At 64.9% G+C, this 20,239-nt stretch carries 20 protein-coding genes; 11 read left to right on the top strand and 9 right to left on the bottom strand.

Features of this window, described 5'->3' with window-relative positions:
- Positions 1–77: 77 nt before the first annotated feature.
- A complete protein-coding gene (locus tag HV711_RS12575) occupies positions 78–1,625 on the bottom strand; it encodes a sensor histidine kinase (protein WP_028361552.1) in 1,548 nt (515 codons plus the stop codon).
- Positions 1,626–1,634: 9 nt separating this feature from the next.
- Positions 1,635–2,438, bottom strand: coding sequence for a response regulator transcription factor (locus HV711_RS12570; protein ID WP_013589536.1), 804 nt, complete (start codon positions 2,436–2,438; stop codon positions 1,635–1,637).
- Positions 2,439–2,675: 237 nt separating this feature from the next.
- Between HV711_RS12570 and recA the strand changes: the two genes are divergently transcribed.
- The 8 genes from recA to HV711_RS12530 all read left to right on the top strand — a co-directional run bounded on the left by recA (position 2,676) and on the right by HV711_RS12530 (position 11,200).
- Positions 2,676–3,752, top strand: coding sequence for a recombinase RecA (gene recA, locus HV711_RS12565; protein WP_013589535.1), 1,077 nt, complete (start codon positions 2,676–2,678; stop codon positions 3,750–3,752).
- 7 nt (positions 3,753–3,759) lie between these two features.
- A complete protein-coding gene (recX, locus tag HV711_RS12560) occupies positions 3,760–4,554 on the top strand; it encodes a recombination regulator RecX (RefSeq protein ID WP_035482829.1) in 795 nt (264 codons plus the stop codon).
- A gap of 130 nt (positions 4,555–4,684) precedes the next feature.
- Positions 4,685–5,389 (top strand): DUF2889 domain-containing protein, encoded by a 705-nt coding sequence (locus HV711_RS12555; RefSeq protein ID WP_035482830.1) that lies wholly within the window; start codon positions 4,685–4,687, stop codon positions 5,387–5,389.
- A 29-nt stretch (positions 5,390–5,418) separates the two neighbouring features.
- Positions 5,419–6,588, top strand: a complete 1,170-nt coding sequence (sucC, locus tag HV711_RS12550) for an ADP-forming succinate--CoA ligase subunit beta (protein ID WP_013589532.1) — start codon at positions 5,419–5,421, stop codon at positions 6,586–6,588.
- 163 nt (positions 6,589–6,751) lie between these two features.
- Positions 6,752–7,633, top strand: coding sequence for a succinate--CoA ligase subunit alpha (sucD, locus tag HV711_RS12545; RefSeq protein WP_013589531.1), 882 nt, complete (start codon positions 6,752–6,754; stop codon positions 7,631–7,633).
- 144 nt (positions 7,634–7,777) lie between these two features.
- Complete coding sequence (locus tag HV711_RS12540; RefSeq protein WP_013589530.1) at positions 7,778–8,482, top strand: TerC family protein; 705 nt, start codon at positions 7,778–7,780, stop codon at positions 8,480–8,482.
- 144 nt (positions 8,483–8,626) lie between these two features.
- Positions 8,627–9,259, top strand: coding sequence for a pilin (locus HV711_RS12535; RefSeq protein ID WP_028361554.1), 633 nt, complete (start codon positions 8,627–8,629; stop codon positions 9,257–9,259).
- A gap of 156 nt (positions 9,260–9,415) precedes the next feature.
- Positions 9,416–11,200 (top strand): PglL family O-oligosaccharyltransferase, encoded by a 1,785-nt coding sequence (locus tag HV711_RS12530; protein ID WP_035482831.1) that lies wholly within the window; start codon positions 9,416–9,418, stop codon positions 11,198–11,200.
- A gap of 61 nt (positions 11,201–11,261) precedes the next feature.
- Here the strand turns inward: HV711_RS12530 and moaC are convergent, their stop codons facing one another.
- Positions 11,262–11,738, bottom strand: coding sequence for a cyclic pyranopterin monophosphate synthase MoaC (gene moaC / locus HV711_RS12525; RefSeq protein WP_013589527.1), 477 nt, complete (start codon positions 11,736–11,738; stop codon positions 11,262–11,264).
- A gap of 173 nt (positions 11,739–11,911) precedes the next feature.
- Between moaC and HV711_RS12520 the strand changes: the two genes are divergently transcribed.
- Positions 11,912–13,708: a M48 family metalloprotease gene (locus HV711_RS12520; RefSeq protein ID WP_035482833.1), complete on the top strand. Its 1,797-nt coding sequence runs from the start codon at positions 11,912–11,914 to the stop codon at positions 13,706–13,708.
- 99 nt (positions 13,709–13,807) lie between these two features.
- Here the strand turns inward: HV711_RS12520 and HV711_RS12515 are convergent, their stop codons facing one another.
- The 6 genes from HV711_RS12515 to HV711_RS12490 form a co-directional block, all read right to left on the bottom strand.
- The gene (locus tag HV711_RS12515; RefSeq protein WP_013589525.1) at positions 13,808–14,398 is read right to left on the bottom strand and encodes a DUF2946 family protein; all 591 of its coding nucleotides are present in this window, start codon (positions 14,396–14,398) and stop codon (positions 13,808–13,810) included.
- A complete protein-coding gene (locus HV711_RS12510; protein WP_175145103.1) occupies positions 14,391–15,515 on the bottom strand; it encodes a YheT family hydrolase in 1,125 nt (374 codons plus the stop codon). Before HV711_RS12510 ends, HV711_RS12515 begins: the two co-directional genes overlap by 8 nt.
- Before the next feature lie 63 nt (positions 15,516–15,578).
- Positions 15,579–16,025 (bottom strand): nuclear transport factor 2 family protein, encoded by a 447-nt coding sequence (locus tag HV711_RS12505; protein ID WP_013589523.1) that lies wholly within the window; start codon positions 16,023–16,025, stop codon positions 15,579–15,581.
- A 168-nt stretch (positions 16,026–16,193) separates the two neighbouring features.
- The gene (gene waaF, locus HV711_RS12500; protein ID WP_035482835.1) at positions 16,194–17,219 is read right to left on the bottom strand and encodes a lipopolysaccharide heptosyltransferase II; all 1,026 of its coding nucleotides are present in this window, start codon (positions 17,217–17,219) and stop codon (positions 16,194–16,196) included.
- A gap of 336 nt (positions 17,220–17,555) precedes the next feature.
- Positions 17,556–17,750, bottom strand: a complete 195-nt coding sequence (locus HV711_RS12495) for a zinc-finger domain-containing protein (protein ID WP_013589521.1) — start codon at positions 17,748–17,750, stop codon at positions 17,556–17,558.
- 98 nt (positions 17,751–17,848) lie between these two features.
- Positions 17,849–18,772, bottom strand: coding sequence for a branched-chain amino acid transaminase (locus HV711_RS12490; RefSeq protein WP_013589520.1), 924 nt, complete (start codon positions 18,770–18,772; stop codon positions 17,849–17,851).
- A 291-nt stretch (positions 18,773–19,063) separates the two neighbouring features.
- Here HV711_RS12490 and HV711_RS12485 point away from each other — a divergent pair, with 291 nt between their 5' ends.
- Positions 19,064–19,810, top strand: a complete 747-nt coding sequence (locus HV711_RS12485) for an AzlC family ABC transporter permease (RefSeq protein ID WP_013589519.1) — start codon at positions 19,064–19,066, stop codon at positions 19,808–19,810.
- On the top strand, positions 19,807–20,130 hold the full coding sequence (locus HV711_RS12480; RefSeq protein WP_013589518.1) for an AzlD domain-containing protein: 324 nt from the start codon (positions 19,807–19,809) through the stop codon (positions 20,128–20,130). The genes HV711_RS12485 and HV711_RS12480 overlap by 4 nt, the downstream gene beginning before the upstream one ends.
- Positions 20,131–20,239: the final 109 nt, after the last annotated feature.

Genomic DNA, 20,239 nt, shown 5'->3' with positions numbered 1-20,239 from the left:
AAATCTGTCAAGTTGTGTGCAAGCGCGCACAGTCTGGTCTCAACGTCGTTGAATCTGTCATGTGGCGTCGGGGGTGGTCAGGTCGCGTTAGGGTAAGTCCTGCCCCGTTCCAGCACGTGCAAACTGACACGCACGAGTGTTCCCGCAAGCCTCGGCGAGGTCTGATAGACGTTGTCTTCGATAGTCAGCTCGCCGCCGTGCATGGTCGCAATTTCGCGGACGATGGCCAGCCCGAGGCCGCTGCCGTCGCCTTCGCGGCCGAGAATCCGGTAAAAGCGCTCCAGCACGCGCGCGCGCTCGGCCACCGGAATGCCTAGCCCCGTGTCTTCCACTTCCAGATGCACGAGCCGCGCGGCCGCATCGTGCCTCACTCTCACCGTGATGCGGCCGCCCGCCGGCGTGTAGCGGATCGCGTTGTCGATCAGGTTCGACAGCATCTCGCGCAACATGACCGGATTGCCTTCCACTTCGACTGGCTCGTCGGGCGCCTCGTAGCCGAGATCCATCTGCTTGGCGAGCGCGGCCTGCACCCAGTCCCGCACGGCGTTGCGCGCCACCTCCGTCACTTCCACCGGCGTGAAAATCTGCCCCGACATACGGTTTTCCGCGCGTGCGAGCGCGAGCAGCTGGGTGACGAGGCGGGCCGCGTGCTCGGAACTCGTCGCGATCTGTTCGAGCGAGCGGTGCACTTCCTCCGACGCGTCCTGCCGCAGCGCCAGTTCGGCCTGGGTGCGCAGACCTGCGAGCGGCGTCTTCATCTGATGCGCGGCGTCGGCGATAAAGCGCTTTTGCAGCTCCATATTCTGTTCGAGGCGCGTCAGCAGGTCGTTGAACGACGTGACGAGCGGCTCGATTTCCGGCGGCGCGCGGCGCGCCTCGAGCGGCGAGAGGTCGTCCGGACGCCGCGCGCGGATGTGCGCCTGCAGCGCGTGCAGCGGCGCAAGCCCGCGCGACAGGCCGAACCACACGAGCAGGATCGCGAGCGGCAGGATCACGAACTGCGGCAGGATCACGCCCTTGATGATGTCGTTGGCAAGCTGGCTGCGTTTGTCGAGCGTCTCCGCCACCTGCACGAGCACCGGCTCCGCGCCCGGCGTCTGCGGGAACTCGACCGTCGTATAGGCGACGCGGATGTCGTTGCCGCGCAGCATGTCGTCGCGGAACGCCACGAGGCCGGGCTGCGGCCGGTCGTCCTCGTGCGGCAGCGGCATGTCGCGCTCGCCCGCCACCAGCTCGCCGCGCGTGCCGAGCACCTGATAGAACACACTGTCGACGTTATCGGTGCGCAGAAAGTCGCGCGTGGAATCGGGCAGCGTCAGTTCGGCGACGCCGTTGACCGGATGGATCTGGCGCGCGAGCACGTAGGCGTCGGTTTCGAGCGCGCGGTCGAACGGCCCGTTGGCAATCGACTTGGCGACGAGGTAAGTCACCGCGAGGCTCATCGGCCAGAGCAGCAGCAGCGGCGCCAGCATCCAGTCGAGGATTTCGCCGAACAACGAGCGCGGACGCGCCTCGGCGGCGGCTTCGGTTTCGTCGGGCGGGGCGAACGGATTGGCGTAGCGCTCGTCGCGCGCCTCGTCGAGGTCCGCCGCGCGAGCCGCCGCGCGATCTGCGCGTGCGGACATGAAAGTGCTCTACTTATAGTGATGGCTTGCCGGCATTCCGCCGGACGGTGCCGGCGACGAGGGCGACGGCGCCGGCTCAGGGGCGGCGGCCGTGTCAGGGGTGCCTGCATGGCCCGCATTGCCGCCCGGATTGGCGTTCGCGGCTGCGACCGCCTTTTCGAGGCAGTAGCCAAGTCCACGCACGGTGATGATACGCACGCCGCTCGGCTCGATTTTCTTGCGCAGCCGGTGCACATACACCTCGATTGCGTTGTTGCTGACTTCCTCGCCCCATTCGCACAGATGGTCGACCAGCTGTTCTTTCGACACCAGCCGGCCGATCCGCTGCAGCAGCACTTCGAGCAGGCCGAGCTCGCGCGCCGACAGGTCGATCACCTGATCGTTGATATAGGCGATCCGGCCCACCTGATCGAACGACAGCGAACCGTGCCGCACGACGGTCGGGCCGCCGCCAGCGCCGCGCCGCGTCAGCGCGCGCACGCGCGCTTCCAGTTCGTTCAGGGCGAACGGCTTGGCCATGTAGTCGTCGGCGCCGAGATCGAGGCCCTTGACGCGCTCGTCGACGCTGTCGGCGGCCGTCAGGATCAGCACGGGCAGATTGGAATTGCGGGCGCGCAGGCGGCGCAGCACCTCGAGCCCGGACATGCGCGGCAGGCCGAGATCGAGAATCAGCAGATCGAAACTTTGCATCGACAGCGCGGTGTCGGCCTCGACGCCGTTCTTCACGTGATCCACGGCATAGGCCGATTGGCGGAGTGATCGAACCAGACCGTCCGCGAGTATGCTGTCGTCTTCGGCAATCAGAATTCGCATGATGCGCCAGCTCAGGGCCTGTGGCCGGCACCTCGGGTGTCCCCGCGGCGCACAGCGGTCTCCGAAAATTATTGTGGGTGGTTTAGGCAGCGCGACGGTAAAAATGCGCGTTCGCATGAGAATCGCGCTTGCCAAAACTACTGTTTTTTTATACAGTGTCTGGGTTTCGTGTGCTGTCCTTTAAAAATGGACGACACATCTGCCTCAGACGCCGTTCATCATAGCAAAGGACGATTCATGGAAGAAAGCAAGAAAGGCTCGGCTGGACTGACTGCTGAAAAGAGCAAGGCACTCGCTGCCGCCCTCGCGCAGATCGAAAAGCAGTTCGGCAAAGGGTCGGTCATGCGGCTCGGCGCAGGTGAGGCAGTCGAAGACATCCAGGTCGTTTCCACTGGATCGCTTGGCCTGGATATCGCACTGGGCGTCGGCGGTCTGCCGCGTGGCCGCGTGGTCGAAATCTACGGTCCGGAGTCGTCGGGTAAAACCACGCTCACGCTGCAGGTCATTGCCGAAATGCAGAAGCTCGGCGGCACGGCAGCGTTTATCGACGCGGAACACGCGCTGGACATTCAATACGCCGGCAAGCTCGGCGTGAACGTGAGCGACCTGCTGGTTTCGCAGCCGGACACGGGTGAGCAGGCGCTGGAAATCGCCGACGCACTCGTGCGCTCGGGCTCGATCGACATGATCGTGATCGACTCGGTCGCGGCACTGGTGCCGAAGGCTGAAATCGAAGGCGAAATGGGCGACTCGCTGCCGGGTCTGCAAGCACGTCTCATGTCGCAGGCGCTGCGCAAGCTCACCGGCACGATCAAGCGCACCAACTGCCTCGTCATCTTCATCAACCAGATCCGCATGAAGATCGGCGTGATGTTCGGCAATCCGGAAACCACCACGGGCGGCAACGCGCTGAAGTTCTATGCGTCGGTGCGTCTGGACATTCGCCGCATCGGTTCGATCAAGAAGAACGACGAAGTGATCGGCAACGAAACCCGCGTCAAGGTGGTCAAGAACAAGGTGTCGCCGCCGTTCCGCGAGGCAATTTTCGACATTCTTTACGGCGAAGGTATTTCGCGACAGGGCGAAATCATCGACCTGGGCGTGCAGGCCAAGATCGTCGACAAGGCCGGTGCGTGGTACAGCTATAACGGCGAGCGTATTGGCCAGGGCAAGGACAACGCGCGTGAATTCCTGCGCGAAAATCCGGACATCGCGCGTGAGATCGAAAACCGTATCCGCGAATCGCTGGGCGTGAATGCAATGGCCGAAGCAGTGACCGGCGCAGGCGCAGAAGTCGCGGACGAAGAAGAGTAACCACTACGTGATACGCAAGGGCCGCCCATTGTCCGATACCGGACGCAATGCGGCTGGCCCGCGCGATGAAGCTAGCGGTTCGCGCGAACGTTCGGGTCCGGCGAACCTGCTGGATTCATCGCATCCGTCGCAGTCGCCCGATCCCTTCGAATCATTCGACGCGCATGATCGCGCCTCAGGCCGTGGCCCGCGGCGCGCGCAGTTCCAGTCAACCCAACCCGACCCATCGGCCGAGCCCACTTACACGCGCTCGCGTGGTTCATCACGATCGTCCGGCTCTCGCCACAGCCCCGGCTCGCCGAGCCCAGACACCGGGCACGCTCAAGGCGAAGTAAAGAAATCCCAACGTCCCGCGCGTTCGCTCAAAGGGCGCGCGCTAGGCTATCTGTCGCGTCGCGAGTACAGCCGTAGCGAACTCGCACGCAAGCTGAAGCCGTTCGTCGAAGAAAACGACTCGCTCGATACGCTGCTCGACACGCTGGAGGCCGAAAACTGGCTGTCGGACTCCCGATTCGCAGAAAGCCTGATTCATCGCCGGTCGTCGCGGCTCGGCGCTAGCCGGATCGTCGGCGAATTGAAGCAGCACGCGGTGGATCAGGCACTCGTCGAGGAAGCCAGCGCCCAGTTGCGCGAAACCGAGCTGGCGCGCGCGCAGGCCGTATGGCGCAAGAAGTTCGGCCAGCTTCCGCAAACCCCGGCCGAGCGTGCCAAGCAGGCGCGTTTTCTCGCGTCGCGGGGTTTCTCGGGCGCGACCATCGGCAAGATTCTCAAGGGCATCGACGAAGACTGGAGCGGCGAATAACCGGGCGGCCAACCCCGCCATAATCCCGCCCATAACCGGCGCGCAGCCGGCCGCTGCCGCACTCCCGCCTGTCTCAAATACCCAGTATGGTAAAATTCGCGGGTTTTCCAATTCGGCCTTTCCTTTTCGCATGCCGCTTTCCTCGTCAGTGCCCCGTCAGTTGCGCCATCGCCGCGCAATCCGGGCGGAAGCTTATGAACGAGCGGACGGCTTGTGGGATGTGGAAGCGTGCTTGACCGACGAAAAGCCACGCGACGTCGTGCTTGCGTCGGGCGTCCGGCCCAATGGTCAACCGATCCATGAACTCTGGCTTCGCATCACCATCGATCGCAAGCTCAATGTCGTCGACGCCGAGGCGTCGTCCGACTGGGCGCCCTATCCTGGGCTCTGCCAAGCCAGCAATCCCGCCTATCGTGCCCTCATCGGGCTCAATCTGTTCCACAACTTCCGTCGCGATGCTGCCCGTTTGCTGGCCGGCACGGCTGGTTGCACGCATCTCACCGAGTTGTGCGCGGTCCTGCCGACCGCCGCGATTCAGGCGTTCGCCGGCGACGTATGGAACACCGGTGACGACACGCGAGGCGGGAGTGCCAGTTCAGAAAACGGGTCGACTGACGGCGACGCCGAACGTTTAAACGAAAAACCGCCGTTCCAGTTGGGACGCTGCCATGCGCTGCGTTTCGACGGGGAGGCAGTGCAGCAGTTTTACCCGCGCTGGTATGGCCATGCGCCACGCCCAGCAGACCGCCCGGCATCGCCAGACAACGGGGCGGCCCGCCACGAAGGCAGGGGCAATGCGCCCGGCATGTTGGACGGTAGCGGAAGCGATGTTTAATCCAACTCTCAGACTGAAGGGAATCACGCATGAAGATTCACGAGTACCAGGGTAAGGAAATCCTGCGGAAATTCGGCGTCGCGGTACCGCGCGGCAAGCCGGTCTTCTCGGTGGATGATGCGGTCAAGGCCGCGGAAGAGCTCGGCGGCCCGGTGTGGGTCGTGAAGGCTCAGATCCATGCGGGTGGCCGTGGTAAGGGCGGCGGTGTGAAGGTTGCCAAGTCGCTGGAGCAGGTCCGCGAATACGCGAACCAGATCCTCGGCATGCAGCTCGTCACGCACCAGACCGGTCCGGAAGGCCAGAAGGTCAATCGTCTGCTGATCGAAGAAGGCGCCGACATCAAGAAGGAACTGTATGTCGGCCTCGTGATCGATCGCGTTTCGCAGAAGATCGTCGTGATGGCATCGAGCGAAGGCGGCATGGACGTCGAAGAAGTCGCGGAAAAGACGCCCGAGCTGATCCATAAGGTTGCCGTCGACCCGTCGACCGGCCTGAAGGACGCCGAAGCAGACGACCTCGCGAAGAAGATCGGCGTGCCCGACGCGTCGATCCCTCAAGCGCGCGCGATCCTGCAAGGCCTCTACAAGGCGTTCTGGGAAACCGACGCATCGCTCGCCGAAATCAACCCGCTGATCCTGACGGGCGACGGCAAGGTCATCGCGCTCGACGCCAAGTTCAACTTCGACTCGAACGCGCTGTTCCGTCATCCGGAAATCGTCGCGTATCGCGATCTGGACGAAGAAGATCCGGCTGAAGTGGAAGCGTCGAAGTTCGACCTCGCGTACATCTCGCTCGACGGCAACATCGGCTGTCTGGTGAACGGCGCGGGCCTCGCCATGGCGACCATGGACACCATCAAGCTGTTCGGCGGCGAACCGGCAAACTTCCTCGACGTGGGCGGCGGCGCCACGACGGAGAAGGTCACGGAAGCCTTCAAGATCATGCTGAAAAACCCGAACCTGACCGCGATTCTGGTCAACATCTTCGGCGGCATCATGCGTTGCGACGTGATCGCGGAAGGCGTGATCGCGGCGTCGAAGGCCGTGTCGCTGAAGGTGCCGCTCGTGGTCCGCATGAAGGGCACCAACGAAGACCTGGGCAAGAAGATGCTTGCTGAATCCGGCCTGCCGATCATCTCGGCGGACAGCATGGAAGAAGCGGCTCAGAAGGTCGTCGCGGCTGCTGCGGGCAAGGCGTAAGCCGGGTCCGCGTCAGGCTTTCACAAGCGGACTCATCGAGCGGCTTTACAGGATTAACCAGGATTACGAATGGCGGCGCGCGTGTGAGGCATGAGCGGCGCGGGCGAAGAACATCTCGCCGCGTCGCGCCACCGGGCGGCGCCAAACGAACAGAGGTCAATACATGTCGATTCTGATTAACAAAGACACCAAGGTCATCACGCAGGGCATCACCGGCAAGACCGGTCAGTTCCACACGCGTGCTTGCCGTGAATACGCAAACGGCCGCGAAGCGTACGTTGCAGGCGTGAACCCGAAGCGTGCCGGCGAAGACTTCGAAGGCATTCCTATTTACGCAAGCGTCGCGGAAGCCAAGGCTGAAACGGGCGCGACCGTGTCGGTGATTTACGTGCCGCCGGCGGGCGCTGCGGCTGCCATCTGGGAAGCAGTCGAAGCCGACTTGGATCTCGCCATCTGCATCACGGAGGGCATCCCCGTCCGTGACATGATCGAGATCAAGGACCGCATGCGTCGCGAAAACCGCAAGACGCTGCTGCTCGGACCGAACTGCCCGGGCACGATCACGCCGGACGAGCTGAAGATCGGCATCATGCCGGGCCACATCCACCGCAAAGGTCGCATCGGCGTCGTGTCGCGTTCGGGCACGCTGACGTATGAAGCAGTCGGCCAGTTGACGGCAATCGGCCTCGGCCAGTCGTCGGCAGTCGGTATCGGCGGCGACCCGATCAACGGTCTGAAGCACATCGACGTGATGAAGATGTTCAACGACGATCCGGACACGGACGCCGTCATCATGATCGGCGAGATCGGTGGTCCGGACGAAGCGAACGCCGCTTACTGGATCAAGGACAACATGAAGAAGCCGGTGGTCGGCTTTATCGCCGGCGTCACGGCGCCTCCGGGCAAGCGCATGGGCCACGCCGGCGCGCTGATCTCGGGCGGTGCGGACACGGCCGAAGCGAAGCTGGAAATCATGGACGCCTGCGGCATCAAGGTCACGAAGAACCCGTCGGAAATGGCGCGTCTTCTGAAGGCGATGTTGTAAATCGAAATGGGCGCCCAGTTGCGGCGCCTTTTTTGATACGCTTACGAGATCCTTTCGTTAGCGTGCGGTTCAAAAGCGGGGGAGTTCAACACTCCTCCGCTTTTTTATTGGTCGCGCCTTCCGTTCCTCTTTATTCTTTTGCTCATGCTCGAGTTTCTCGCCACGCTCCATTGGGGCGCAGTCATTCAGATCATCGTTATCGACATTCTGCTCGGCGGCGACAATGCCGTCGTGATCGCGCTGGCGTGCCGCAATCTGCCGGCGGATCAGCGCACGAAGGGCGTGTTGTGGGGCACGGCGGGCGCGATTCTGCTACGCGTGATTCTGATTGCGTTCGCGGTCGCGCTGCTCGACGTGCCCTTGCTCAAATTCGCGGGCGGGCTGCTTTTGCTGTGGATCGGCGTTCGTCTGATGGCGCCGGCGCACGACGCGCACGAGAACGTGAAGCCGGCCGACAAGCTGATCTCGGCGATCAAGACGATCATCGTCGCCGATGCCGTCATGAGTCTCGACAACGTGATCGCCATCGCGGGCGCGGCCGAGGCCGCCGACCCGCAGCATCGCCTCGCGCTCGTGATCTTCGGGCTCGTGGTGAGCATTCCGCTCATCGTGTGGGGCAGCCAGCTGGTGCTGAAACTGCTGGACCGTTTCCCGATCGTGATCACGCTCGGCGCGGCACTGCTCGGCTGGATCGCGGGCGGGCTCATCATCAACGATCCGGCCGGCGACCGTTGGCCGGTCCTCGACACGCCGCTTGCCGAATACGGAATGAGCGTCGCTTGCGCGCTCTTCGTCGTGATTCTTGGCTATGTGATCAAGCGCCGCAACGCGAAATCCGCGGCGGCCTGAAGCGGCGCGTTGCGCCGAACGCGCGCCTGCGCACACTCAACGTTAGCCATTCGGCTGACTGTCTGACACGAGCGTCGCTCGCTACGATGAAAGCGCCTGTTCCCGATCCGCGGAGCAGGCGTTTTTCGTTTCAGGAGCCTGCCGATGATCGTCACCTTGCCTTATTCCCCCTATTCCCAGTCCTCGCGGGCGCACTCGCGGCGCTCGCGAGCGCGTTGGTCCGCGAGACTCGCGCGAGCGTGCCGCCGCGTCGGCTCGCGCCTCGGCTTCGGCTTCACGCTGATCGAGCTGATGATCGTGCTTGCGATTGTCGGCGTGATCGCCGCCTATGCGATTCCCGCGTATCAGGACTATCTCGCGCGCAGCCGCGTGGGCGAGGGCCTGTCGCTTGCGGCCTCCGCGCGGCTCGCCGTATCGGAAAACGCGGCGAGCGGCAACACGTTCGGCGGCGGCTACGCGTCGCCGCCCGCCACACGTAACGTCGAGTCGGTGCATGTCGACGACGACACCGGCCAGATCACTGTCGCCTTCACGACGCGGGTGGCGCCGGCCGGTTCGAACACGATCACGCTGGTGCCGTCGGTGCCGGACAACATCGACGCGCCGACCGCGCGCGTTGCGTTGACGAAGGGCTCGGTGCAGGCGGGCGCGCTCGCGTGGGAATGCTTCGCGGGCGGCAAGACGGCGTCGTCGTTGCCGGCGCCGGGCGCAGGACCGATGCCCGCGCAAGCGCCCACGTTGCCCTCGAACCTCGCGCCGCCGGAATGCCGTGCTTGATAGAAGATTCAGCAGCGTCAACACGCGACGCGCGCACGGAAATCTAACGGTTCAAGCGTAAATCGCTGATTTTTGGGATATTTCGGCCCAGCCGGCGCACAGCGCAAGGATTTTTTTGTATAGTGCGCCGGTTGCTGACGCCCACCCGCTTACCCGATGCCCACCCCTTTCGCGCGTTTCCTTTCTCTCGTTCTGTTGGCTCTCGCGTTGGTGCTGCCTTATGCAGTCGTCAACCATACGTACCCGATTCCAACGTTCTACGCTGAATTCACGGCGCTCGCGTTGTACCTGTTGATGGGCGCCGGCGTGGTTCTGCTGGTGGCGACCTCGCAGCCGCGCATCGGCTTTGCCTCGCCTGTCGTAGCCCTTGTGCCGTTGCTGTTCGGCTTGCTGCTCGTCGCACAATCGGTGCTTCTGCCCGTCTCTCAGCCGTCGATGAACTGGCTCGGCGGCGGTTTCCTGCTGGCCGCTTTCATGGCGGCGCACGCGGGCTATGGCTTCGCACGCGCGAAGCTCAATGAGACGGCGTTGCGCTGGGCGGCCGGCGCGCTGGTTGTCGGCGGATTGTTTGCGGTGTTCTGCCAGGTCATCCAGCTCTTTCATCTCGAGGCGCGCGTGTCGCCGCTCGTCGTCGCGTATAACGTGACGGTGGAGCGCAGGCCGTTCGGCAATATGGCGCAGGCGAACCACCTCGCCACCTATATTGCGTTTGCCATGGCGGGCGCGCTCTTCCTCGTGCAGACGCGCCGGATCGCCGTCGCGATCTGGGCGCTGGTGTCGACCATTTTCGCGGTGGGGCTCGCGCTGACTGTGTCGCGCGGCCCGTGGCTGCAAATGGGTGTGATCGTCGTGGCCGGTCTGTGGATGGCGCTCGTGCAGACGCGCACCGAACCGCAGTTGCGCCGCAGCCATCGGCAGTGGCTGATTCCGGTTGTGCTGGCTGTGCTGTTCTTCGTCGTCAATGCGCTGATTCGCTGGGCCAATGTGCGGTATCACCTCGAATTGGGGCAGTCCGCCGCGGATCGCTTCAAGGACGCCGGCCAGATCGCGCCGCGGCTCGCGCTATGGAAATACGGCTGGACGATGTTCCGGACGCATCCGTTGCTGGGCGTCGGCTGGGGCGAGTTCCCGAGCTATCAATATCAGTTCGCCAAGACGCTCGGCGGCGTGGAGATCGCCAACAACTCGCACGACATTTTTATCGACCTGCTCGCGAAGACCGGTTTGATCGGCCTCGCGATCGTGCTGTTCGGCCTCGTCGCGTGGCTCGTGCGAGTGGTGCGCGCGCCGCAAAGCGCGGCGCGCGTATTCGGCATTGCGCTGATCGGCGTGCTCGTCATGCACGCACTCGTCGAATATCCGCAGCAGTACATGTTCTTCCTGCTGCCGGCCATGTTCGTGTTTGGCCTGCTCGAGACGCGGCCGCTTCGGCTCGTGCCCGCGCGCGTGTCGTTCGGCGCGTTCGCCGTCATCGTGTTCGGCGGCATCGCGGCACTTTATCCGGTGTATCGCGATTACGCTCGCGCGGAAGTGCTGTATTACGGCTCGCGTCCGGCTGAACAATATCGCGCGGATCCGTCGTTCCTGTTCCGCGCCTGGGGCGAGTACGGCATGGCGACGCTTTTGCCGATGAACGCCATGGACCTTCAACGCAAGCTTGCCATGCACCGCCAGGCGATGGCGCTCCTGCCCGGCGAAACCGTGCTGCGCCGTTACGCCGTGCTGCAGGCGTTGAGCGGAGACACGGCCGCGGCGTTCGACACGGTCGAGCGACTGAAAATTTTCGCCGAAGAGCTGAAGGACTGGCCGGCGCAGTTGAGCTATCTGTATCAGCTGTGCGATGAGCAGAAGACGCTCGCCGGTTTCAAGGCGGAACTAGTGAAGCGCTACGGCGTGCCTTCGAGCGATGTGGAGCAGGAAGACGATGGCGACGAGGAGTGAGGGGCGGGGCGGCGGCTGAAGGTATGGGCCCGCGAGCGGCGAACAGGAGCGCTGCGCGCGGTCACTCCGCCACCCAATCCCCCGACTTCCCGCCATGCTTCTCCATCACCTTCACATCGGTAATGGTCATGCCGCGATCCACAGCCTTGCACATGTCGTAAACCGTCAGCAGCCCGACCTGCACGGCGGTGAGCGCTTCCATCTCCACGCCGGTGCGGCCTAGCGTTTCGACCTGCGCGGTGCAATGCACGGCCGGCAACGTGTCGTCCAGTTCGAAGTCCACTTTGACGCGCGTGAGCGCGAGCGGATGGCACAGCGGGATCAGGTCGGCCGTGTGCTTGGCGCCCTGAATCGCGGCAATGCGCGCGATGCCGATCACGTCGCCTTTTTTTGCGTTGCCGTCGCGGATCAGCGCGAAGGTTTCCGGCAGCATGCGGATCGAGCCGCGCGCAACCGCGATGCGCTTGGTCTCCTGCTTGCCGCCGACGTCCACCATATGCGCCTTGCCGGCAGCGTCGAAGTGAGTGAGTTCAGGCATGGTTGGCTCCTTCAGAGGGCGCCTATCATAGCAGTGCGGCGCGGCCGCCCGGCGCGCCCGGGCAAGCCGGCTTCGCGCGTCGACTGATTACAATGGCGCCATGCCCGCTATCTTAGTCGTGCGTTGGTCCGAGCAGCGGGCGTCGCTTTTCGACTCCGTCATACGAACTCGCAATGCGTCCGAAACGGTTTCTTGCTGCGTTGCTATGTGTTGCGCTGACGGCGCCGCCTGGCGCGTTCGCGCAGGCACGCGCCGCGTCCGGCGCCGCGCCTGCGCGACCCGTCACCCAACAGGCCGTTGAGCAGTCCGTTGAGCAGTCCGTTGAGCAGTCCTTGGAGCCGCCGCTCGTCAGCGGTCCGGTGGAATCCTATGCTGCCCCGGCCGGCGCGGCCGTGCCGCCCGACATCGCGCAAGGCGTGTTCGGCGTGTACGGCGGCGCGCAAAGCCGTTTTTCCGGCAATTCAGGCGTGAACCGCGGCGCGAATAGCGGCGTCGGCGTCGGCGCCGGCTGGCGCGCGCCGATTGTCGCGCAGCAACTGCCCGACCTGGGCAGCGGCGGCGCCGGTTCGCTCACGCCGCAAGCCGAGCGCAAGCTGGGCGAACGCGTGATGCGCGAACTGCGCCGCGACCCCGACTATCTCGACGACTGGCTCGTGCGCGACTATCTGAACTCGGTCGCTGCGAAACTGGCTGCGGCGGCCAACACGCTGTATATCGGCGGCTACCGGCCGGACTTCGACCTCTTCGCGGTGCGCGACGCGCAGATCAACGCGTTCTCGCTGCCGGGCGGCTTCATCGGCGTGAACACCGGCTTGATTGTCGCGACGCAAACCGAGTCCGAGCTTGCGTCCGTGCTCGGCCACGAAATGGGCCACGTCCTGCAACGCCATATTTCGCGGATGATGATCGCCGGCGAGCGCAGCGGCTATGCGGCGCTCGCCGGCATGCTGTTCGGCGTCCTCGCGGGCGTGCTCGCGCACAGCGGCGACCTGGGCAGCGCGATCGCGGTCGGCGGCCAGGCCTATGCCGTCGACAACCAGTTGCGTTTTTCGCGTTCGGCCGAGCAGGAAGCGGACCGCGTCGGTTTCCTGCTGCTTGCCGGCGCGGGCTACGATCCGTACGCGATGACCACGTTCTTCGGCCGCCTCGACCGCGCGGCGATGAGCGACACCGGCGTTCCGGCCTATGCGCGCACCCATCCGCTGACCGGCGAACGGATCGCCGACATGGAAGACCGCGCGCGCCGCGCGCCTTACCGGCAACCGCATCAGGCGGCCGAGTACGGTTTCGTGCGCGCTCGGGTCCGGCTGTTGCAGGATCACTCGCGCAGCGAATACGCCGACGAAGTGTCGCGGCTGCGCTCGGAAATCGAAGACCGCACGGCGCTGAACGTGGCCGCGAACTGGTACGGCATCGCGTACGGCCAGATGCTGCTCGAACGTTACGACGACGCGGCGAGATCGCTGGCTGCCTCGCGTGCGGTTTTCGCGGCGGGAGCTCAGGCGGACGGCGACGCCGCGCGCAGTTCGCCGAGTCTCGACGTGCTCGCGGCCGACATCGCGCGGCGTGCGGGGCGTGACGACGACGCGGTGCGTCTCGCCGATCTCGCGCATAAGCGCTGGCCGCAATCGAACGCCGCGATCGACATGCACATTCGCACCTTGCTGAGCTTGCGGCGCTTCGCCGAGGCGCAGGCCCTGGCGCGCAAAGAGACAGAGGCGCAGCCGGATCAGCCCGCGTGGTGGCTGTACCTGGCGCAGGCAAGCGCGGGCACGGGCGACGTGCTCACGCGTCATCGCGCGCTCGCCGAGAAGTTCGCGCTGGAGGGCGCGTGGCCGTCCGCGATCCGTCAATTGAAGGACGCGCGCGATATGAAGACGATCGGCTACTACGACCTCGCCACTGTCGACGCGAGGCTCCACGAGATGGAGAACCGCTACAAGGAAGAGCGGCTGGATGAAAAGGGCTAGGCGGGAAGTGCGCGGGCGCGACAGCCAGGCAGATCCGGCCGGGCGCTCACGAATGCTCGCAAACGCACCGAGACACGTTGCTTGCCAGAGCTTGGCGCCTCAAACGTTCGCTGCCGGACTCTGCACGAAGCCGAAGCGCGACGCGACTTCCTCGCGCCGTATCGGCTGAAGCGGCAAGCTCGCGCCGCTGTTCCAGTGGAAGTTGCCGCTGACCGGATCGTCGGCGAGCGTCGTGTGGTCGGCGAAAACGTCTAGGTCGTGATCGTGCAGAACGGCGATGCGCAGCGGCGCCGAGGTGTGCAAAAGACCGGACGCGCCGGCGAACAGAATGCCGCCCTCGTCGTCGGCATAGACGGCCGAGGGTTCGAAGGGGCTGCCCGCCTGGTCTCTCAAGGCGAGCGCGCCATCGGCCTCCACCGACAACCGCACGACCCACGGCGTATAACCCAACTCCACGTACACGCGCTGCGGCCCGTTCTGGAAGAACCATTGCCCGCGTTCGTCGCACTCATAGTTGCGGTTGATGAAGCCGAGCAGCGCTTCATGGCGAATCGGCACGCCGGACGAGCCGCTCGCCTGCGCGGCTTCGTCGCGCATGCGCCACTGGCCGCGCCGGTCGAGCATCAGCCAGCCCGTGCAGCTCGGGACGTTCGGCCATTTGGCCAAGGCCTGTTTGACGATGTCATCCATGATCGACGTGCTGCTCCAGGTAGCCGAACACGCGCCGCGACAGCCAGTCGATGCGGCCTGGAAACGGTCCGGTCATGAAGCCGGCGTGGCCGCCGTGCCTCGGTTGATCGAGTTCGACCGCCGCCGACACCTCATGCCGCGACGGCAGCGCCTCGGCCGGCAGAAACGGATCGTTGCGCGCATTCAGCACGAGCGTGGGCACCTGAATATGCGGCAGCAAGGGCCGTGTGGTGGCGACGCTCCAGTACTCGTCGGTATCGCGAAAGCCGTGCAGCGGCGCCGTCACGACATTGTCGAACTCGTACATCGTACGGCTTGCCAGCATGGCCTCGCGGTCGAACAGGCCGGGAAACTGCACGAGTTTCTGGTCGGCCTTCTGCTTGAGCGTCTTGAGGAAGCTGCGCGTATAGATCATGCCGAAGCCTTGCGACAACGCCCGGCCGCCCGCGTGCACGTCGATGGGCGTGGAAATCGCGGCCGCGGCAGCGACCACCGACGCCGCCTCGTCGCGCCGCTCGCCGAGCCAGCGCAATAGCACATTACCGCCGAGCGACACGCCCGCCGCGACGAGCGGCCCGCGATGCGCGGCGCGCAGGCGTCGCAGAATCCAGTCGACTTCGTTGCTGTCGGCCAGATGGTAGAAGCGCGGCAAGCGGTTGAGCGCGCCGCTGCAACTGCGAAAGTGCGGCACGACGCCGTGCCAGCCGTATTCGCGTGCACCGGCCATCAGCGTGGAGGCATAGTGCGAAGCGGAGCTGCCTTCCAGGCCGTGAAAGAGCACGAGCAACGGCGCGTCGGCGGCAGGAGTCTGACGTGCGGCGTCGCTTGTTATGACAGAGGCCGGCAAGTCGTCGTGCCGGACCCAGTCGACGTCGATGAAATCGCCGTCAGGCGTGTCCCAGCGCTCGCGGCGAAACGAGACCGCAGGACGACGCGCGAACAGCGACGGCACGATGGTCTGCACATGCTTGTTGGGCAGCCACAGCGGCGCCCGGTAGAGCAGCTCTTTGGCGGCCTCGAGGGTGGCTTCCACAGCGGCATCCGCGCCAACTGCACGGGAGCTGGCGGCATGCTGGGGTGTCGTCGGCAAAGACGACTTGCTGCGGGGCGTGCTCATGCCGGTAGAGAAGCCAAATTTGGTGCGAAGGCCGGGGCGAAGCGCCGCGGCGCCTCGCGCGCGTTAGTGGAGCGGCCCTTGGCCGTGCCGCATCTTGGTGGCGAACTGGCTGGCCGCTTCGTTCGGCATCGGGCTCGCGTGAATGTGCGCGATGCGCCATTCGCCGCGTTCGTGGACCATCACATACGTGGTGAAAACCATGGCGGGCGTGGCTTTCGGATCGACGGGGCGATGCGCTTCCGCAATCGCGTAGACGACGGTGCCGAGGCTGTCGTAGACGCGAATGTCGAGTGGTTCGATCGAGACCGGCGCTGCCTCGAACTGGATCTGCAAGCCCGCCCGAATGCTGTCGAGGCCGTGCAGATGCGACCCGTCGGCGCAAATGCAGCTCACGAACTCTTCATCGATCCACAAGCCCATCAGGCTGTCGATATTGACCTCGGCGACGGCCTGGTAATAGGCATTGAGGGTATCGGCGGCGGCTTCGAAGATGTGGGCAAAACGTGGCATGGCTCGTCAGTCTCTTGTGCGCGGCGCGCGGTTGCGGGTCAGCGGTGAGCGGGGCAGTCCGGGGCACCGGACAATCGCACCCGAGCGCCAGAATGCCCGCGCCGCAAGGCGCGAACATGACGCGACGCGCTCAGGGGCGTGCGGTGTTGCGTGCAAGTGTCAGCCGGCTCAGCGTTGCGCGAGCAACATGCCGCGCAAATCGCCGAAAACCTGCTCGGCGCTCAACTGCTTCAGGCAGTTCAGATGACCGAGCGGACACTCGCGCTGAAAACAGGGGCTGCATTCGAGATGAAGCCATTGTACCTTCGCAAGCTCCGACAGGGGCGGCGTGTGGCGCGGATCCGTGGAACCGTAGACGGCCACGAGCGGCCGGCGCAGCGCCGCGGCGACGTGCATCAGCCCCGAATCGTTCGTGACCACCGCATTGGCTCGCGAGATCAGCGCGCACGCTTCGCCGAGGGCCGTCTGGCCGCACAGATTGCGTACGTTCGGCGCTTTCTCGGCAATGGCCTGGGCGAGCGGCGCGTCTTTAGGCGAACCCAGCGCGACGATCTGCGTGTACGGAAACGACTGGCCGACCATTTGCGCGAGCGCCGCGAAGTGCTCGGGCGGCCAGCGCTTGGCCGGACCGTATTCGGCTCCGGGGCAGAACACGAGCAAGGGCACGCGCGTGTCGAGATTGAAGCGCACCGATACGCGCGACGCTTCGTTCAGGTCCGTGTCGAGCCGCGGCATCGGCAGGTCGTCGGGAAGCTTGGCGCCCGGTGCGTAGGCGAGGGCGGCGTAATGGCCGACCATCGGCGGGCGCTCGTCTTTGCGCGGATTAGCGTGGCGCACGTTCAGGAAGCCATAGCGGCTTTCGCCGGTATAGCCGACACGCAGCCGGATGCCGGCCATCCACGGAATCAGCGCCGATTTCAGCGAGTTCGGCAGGACGTAGGCCGCGTCGTAGCCGACGTCGCGCAAGTCGCTCGCGAGCTGCCAGCGGCGCAGCATCTGCAGCTTGCCGTGCGCGAGGTCGGTGGCGTAGACGTCGCGGATTTCCGGCATGCGTTCGAGCACGGGCGCGACCCAGCTGGGCGCGACCGCGTCGATCGCGATGCGCGGATGCAGTTTCACGAGGCGCGCAAAGAGCGGCTGCGCCATCAATGCGTCACCGATCCAGTTCGGTGCGATAACCAACGCGCGACGCATCAGAATGAGTGTCCGGTGTCGAAACGAAGCGCCGCGCGAGGCGGGGCACTTCGGAAGGGTCAAAGTAAAGGGGAAAACGGCGCCGGCCGGGAGGCGCAATGCCCATGCAGCCGAGGCGCCGCGCTCGCGACGCAACATCGCCGTGCTGCCGCCTGCCTGACTTGTGGGAACCCCTCGATACGCAGCCGGCTAGCGAAGCCGGCTCATGCAACCGACAGCTCCGCGCGATCCGCCAGCACAACGACTGGCGAAAGCACGCAAACAGAGGGGACAACAACCAGTCAGACAGCGGATGCCGCACGCGAGCGAGCAGCGTGCACGTTGAGCGCCTGGGGCTTAGTGACCCTTGATCACTTCGCCGTCGCGCAGCTTGTAACGCGTGCTGCAGTACGGGCAGCGCGCTTCGCCGTGCGAAACGTCGATAAAGACGCGCGGATGCGTGCTCCAACGCGGCATGGCCGGGTTCGGGCAGTACGCCGGGAGGTCCTTTGCCGTGAGTTCGACCAGCGGCATTTCCTTGATATCGCTCATAAGACTTTCTCGTTGTATGCAGGGTGCGTGCGGTGCGCGCCGCGGGCAGGCCCGCTGCCCTGGGAGCCCCGGCAGCCCGGCGTGCGGCGCGATGCGCGTTAGATCTTGGTCAGCCAGTGCGCGTATTTTTCGCTCTTGCCGTTCACGATGTCGAAGAACGCCGATTGCAGCTTCTCCGTGATCGGGCCGCGGGCGCCCGAGCCGATCGTGCGGTTGTCCAGCTCGCGGATCGGCGTGACTTCGGCGGCGGTGCCGGTGAAGAACGCCTCGTCGCCGGTGTAGACCTCGTCGCGGGTAATGCGCTTTTCGATCACCGGGATGCCCATGTCGCGTGCGAGCGTGATGACCGTGTCGCGCGTGATGCCGTCGAGGCAGGACGACAGGTCGGGCGTGTACAGCTTGCCGTTGTTCACGAGGAAGAAGTTCTCGCCCGAGCCTTCCGACACGTAGCCGTCCACGTCGAGCAGCAGCGCTTCGTCGTAGCCGTCCGCGACGGCTTCCTGGTTGGCGAGAATCGAGTTCACATACCAGCCGGACGCCTTCGCGCGGACCATGGACACGTTCACGTGATGCCGCGTGAACGACGACGTTTTCACGCGGATGCCCCGGGCGATGCCGTCTTCGCCGAGGTAAGCGCCCCACGGCCACGCCGCGATGGCCACGTGGATGGTGTTGCCCTTGGCCGACACGCCGAGCTTTTCGGAACCCACCCAGATGATGGGCCGCAGATAGCACGATTCGAGCTTGTTTTCGCGGACCACTTCGCGCTGCGCGGCGGCGAGCGTTTCGTGGTCGAACGGCACGTCCATCTGGAAAATCTTGGCCGAGTTCAGTAGACGCTTGGTGTGTTCCTGCAAACGGAAAATCGCGGTGCCGCCGTCGGCCGTCTTGTAGGCGCGCACGCCTTCGAAAACACCCATGCCGTAGTGCAGCGTGTGGGTCAGCACGTGGATCTTGGCATCGCGCCAGTCGATCAGCTTGCCATCCATCCAGATCTTGCCGTCGCGGTCGGCCATTGACATACGGTTCTCCAGCAGGTGCGTGTTGGTGTGAGCCCCCAAGCCCGGCGGCGCGCGCGGGGCGCCCGACGGCCCGGAAAGCCGGGACGCGCCCGAAATTTCCGATGGGGTGCAGCGAAGAGCGTTATTTTAGCGTCTTTTGCACATCAAACGGGCATTTGGACGCATGCCGGGCGCTATAATTCGGCACACGCATAATTCGCATCCGGCTGCGCCAGCGGCTCCTTGACGCGCCGGCGCCGATTTCCCCCAATTTCCGTCATCGCGGCCGTCCGCGCCCGCGCTTTTCGCCTCATGCTCGCTCGTCTGTCCGATATCGATCGCCGCGCCTTCCGTGAGGGCGCGCGCGACTATTCGCCCACGCTCATGGCGATCTGCTCGTGGGGCCTCGTCACCGGCATCGCGATGAGCAAGTCGGTGCTCACGCTGCCGCAGGCGCTCGCCATGTCGCTCCTGTGCTACGCCGGTTCGTCGCAACTGGCGGTGCTGCCGCTTCTCGCCGCCAAGCTGCCCATCTGGACGGTGCTGCTGACGGCCGCCATGGTCAATACGCGTTTCGTGATCTTCAGCGTCGGCCTCGCGCCTCATTTTTCCTATCTGTCGATGTGGCGGCGCGTGCTGCTCGGCTATTTCAACGGCGACGTGATCTACCTGCTGTTCCTGAAGAAGAACTTCGCGAACGGCTATGTGCCGGGCAAGGAGGCGTATTTCTGGGGCATGGCGGTGGCAAGCTGGCTGTCGTGGCAGGTGGCGTCGATTGCGGGCATCCTGCTCGCGAGCCTGATTCCGGATAACTGGGGGCTCGCGCTCGCCGGCACGCTGGCGCTGCTGCCTATCATGGTCACGGCGATCGCGACGCGCTCCACGCTGGTGGCGGTGTGCATCGCGGGCATCGTCGCGCTGCTCGCGTTCGACCTGCCGTACCGGCTCGGGCTGCCGCTCGCGGTGATCGCCGCGATCATCGCCGGCAGCGCGGCCGATCTGATGGCCGAGCGCGCCGATTTGCGCCGCATCCGCAACAGCGCGGGAGATTCGCAATGACATCCGTGGAAGTCTGGCTCACCATTCTCGGCATGACCTTGGTCACTGCCGTGACCCGCGCGATGTTTCTGATCGGCGGCGAGCGCACGGTTTTGCCGGCTCGCGTGCAGCGCATGCTGCGTTACGCCCCGGCCGCGGCGCTGGCCGCCGTGGTGTTGCCGGACGTGCTCGGCACGCCCGAGGGCCTGTCGTTCGCGCCGTCCAACCACGAGTTCTATGCCGCGCTCGCCGGCCTCGGGTGGTTTTTGTGGCGCCGCACCATGCTCGGCACCATCATCGTCGGAATGGTCGTGTTCACGTTCTTGCGCCTCGTCATGTAATTCGCGGGCTGGGCGTGCTGCATTGCGTCATGGCGGCCGGTACTCGAATACGCGAGATTCCGCCCGCGCGGGTCAGAAGGCAGTGGGGATCAGTTAAAATGCCGCTTTC

The sequence above is a fragment of the Paraburkholderia phenoliruptrix genome (assembly GCF_902859825.1).
Taxonomy (GTDB): Bacteria; Pseudomonadota; Gammaproteobacteria; order Burkholderiales; family Burkholderiaceae; genus Paraburkholderia; species Paraburkholderia phenoliruptrix.
Note: the sequence above shows the minus strand (reverse complement) of the source record. Positions and strands in the feature narration are given on the sequence as shown.

Coding starts and splice junctions, on each gene's coding strand:
- HV711_RS12575 (WP_028361552.1), bottom strand. CDS start 1,625: ATGTCCGCACGCGCAGATCGCGCGGCGGCTCGCGCGGCGGACCTCGAC.
- HV711_RS12570 (WP_013589536.1), bottom strand. CDS start 2,438: ATGCGAATTCTGATTGCCGAAGACGACAGCATACTCGCGGACGGTCTG.
- recA (WP_013589535.1), top strand. CDS start 2,676: ATGGAAGAAAGCAAGAAAGGCTCGGCTGGACTGACTGCTGAAAAGAGC.
- HV711_RS12555 (WP_035482830.1), top strand. CDS start 4,685: ATGCCGCTTTCCTCGTCAGTGCCCCGTCAGTTGCGCCATCGCCGCGCA.
- sucC (WP_013589532.1), top strand. CDS start 5,419: ATGAAGATTCACGAGTACCAGGGTAAGGAAATCCTGCGGAAATTCGGC.
- sucD (WP_013589531.1), top strand. CDS start 6,752: ATGTCGATTCTGATTAACAAAGACACCAAGGTCATCACGCAGGGCATC.
- HV711_RS12540 (WP_013589530.1), top strand. CDS start 7,778: ATGCTCGAGTTTCTCGCCACGCTCCATTGGGGCGCAGTCATTCAGATC.
- HV711_RS12535 (WP_028361554.1), top strand. CDS start 8,627: ATGATCGTCACCTTGCCTTATTCCCCCTATTCCCAGTCCTCGCGGGCG.
- HV711_RS12530 (WP_035482831.1), top strand. CDS start 9,416: ATGCCCACCCCTTTCGCGCGTTTCCTTTCTCTCGTTCTGTTGGCTCTC.
- moaC (WP_013589527.1), bottom strand. CDS start 11,738: ATGCCTGAACTCACTCACTTCGACGCTGCCGGCAAGGCGCATATGGTG.
- HV711_RS12520 (WP_035482833.1), top strand. CDS start 11,912: ATGCGTCCGAAACGGTTTCTTGCTGCGTTGCTATGTGTTGCGCTGACG.
- HV711_RS12515 (WP_013589525.1), bottom strand. CDS start 14,398: ATGGATGACATCGTCAAACAGGCCTTGGCCAAATGGCCGAACGTCCCG.
- HV711_RS12510 (WP_175145103.1), bottom strand. CDS start 15,515: ATGAGCACGCCCCGCAGCAAGTCGTCTTTGCCGACGACACCCCAGCAT.
- HV711_RS12505 (WP_013589523.1), bottom strand. CDS start 16,025: ATGCCACGTTTTGCCCACATCTTCGAAGCCGCCGCCGATACCCTCAAT.
- waaF (WP_035482835.1), bottom strand. CDS start 17,219: ATGCGTCGCGCGTTGGTTATCGCACCGAACTGGATCGGTGACGCATTG.
- HV711_RS12495 (WP_013589521.1), bottom strand. CDS start 17,750: ATGAGCGATATCAAGGAAATGCCGCTGGTCGAACTCACGGCAAAGGAC.
- HV711_RS12490 (WP_013589520.1), bottom strand. CDS start 18,772: ATGTCAATGGCCGACCGCGACGGCAAGATCTGGATGGATGGCAAGCTG.
- HV711_RS12485 (WP_013589519.1), top strand. CDS start 19,064: ATGCTCGCTCGTCTGTCCGATATCGATCGCCGCGCCTTCCGTGAGGGC.
- HV711_RS12480 (WP_013589518.1), top strand. CDS start 19,807: ATGACATCCGTGGAAGTCTGGCTCACCATTCTCGGCATGACCTTGGTC.